Below are 925 nucleotides of genomic sequence, written 5' to 3'. Positions count from 1 at the left end.
AAGAGACAGCAGCCGGGAGCGTTCGAGCCGGGCGAGCCCGGCCGCCGTCACCGGTACGCACAGCAGGATCAGCGCGCCGATCCCCACCGGCAGCAGCAGCAGCCCCGCCACCAGCAGGGCCAGCGCGAGGAGCAGCCAGCCGGTGCCGAGGACTCCGCCGGCCAGCAGATAGCCGGTGGCGCGCCACGGCCAGGACGAGAACAGCAGCCGTACCGGGCCGCGTCCCATCGCCTGCCACACACCCCCGGCCACCGTCCCGGTCGTCCCGTCCTCCCCGGTCGCCGGATCCTCGCCGGTCACCCCTCGTGTCACGGCTCGACGGTACGGGACGCCGCCTGGTCCAGCAGGTGGCGCAACTGGCGGGCCGACGCGTCCCAGGTCCACTCCGCCGCGGCCCGCGCGCGGCCCTTCTCGCCCATCGCACCGGGCCCGGTGAGGAGCTGGACCAGCCGGTCGGCGACCGCCCCCACGTCCCGCCCGTCGACGACGCGGCCCGTCTCACCGTCCCGTACGGTCTCCGGGGCGCCGCCCGAGGCACCGGCGAGGACCGGCAGCCCGGCGGCCGCGGCCTCCAGGAACACGATGCCCAGCCCCTCGGCCTCCAGGCCCAGCCGACGGCTCCGGCAGGGCATGGCGAACACATCGGCGGCGGCGTAGTACGGGGGCAGCGCGCCGTGCGGCAGGCCGCCCGCGAAGAGCACGGCGCCCGCCGCGCCCCGCAGTCCGCCGGTGCGCCGGGCGAGCGCGCGCAGCCGCCGCTCGTCCGGTCCGGCCCCCACCAGCAGCAGCGTGGCGTCCGGCACCGCGCGGCGGACCCGGGGCAGGGCGCGGATCAGCGCGTCCTGCCCCTTGCGGGGGACGAGGCGCGCGACGCACAGCACCACGGGCCGGCCGTCCAGCCCCAGCCGCTCCCGCACCCCGGCGC

Annotated in this window: 1 protein-coding gene and 1 pseudogene; both read right to left on the bottom strand. The window is 78.5% G+C overall.

Annotated features, from left to right (window positions below; genetic code table 11):
* A pseudogene (locus G5C65_RS37765) lies at positions 1 to 312 on the bottom strand (hypothetical protein); the annotation flags it as partial.
* Positions 309 to 925, bottom strand: a 617-nt coding sequence (locus tag G5C65_RS37760; RefSeq protein ID WP_165303584.1) for a glycosyltransferase family 4 protein, incomplete at its 5' end; no start/stop codon positions are given. The gene G5C65_RS37760 and the pseudogene G5C65_RS37765, both read right to left, overlap by 4 nt.

Source organism: Streptomyces boncukensis (assembly GCF_011045075.1).
Classification (GTDB): domain Bacteria; phylum Actinomycetota; class Actinomycetes; order Streptomycetales; family Streptomycetaceae; genus Streptomyces; species Streptomyces boncukensis.
Note: the sequence above shows the minus strand (reverse complement) of the source record. Positions and strands in the feature narration are given on the sequence as shown.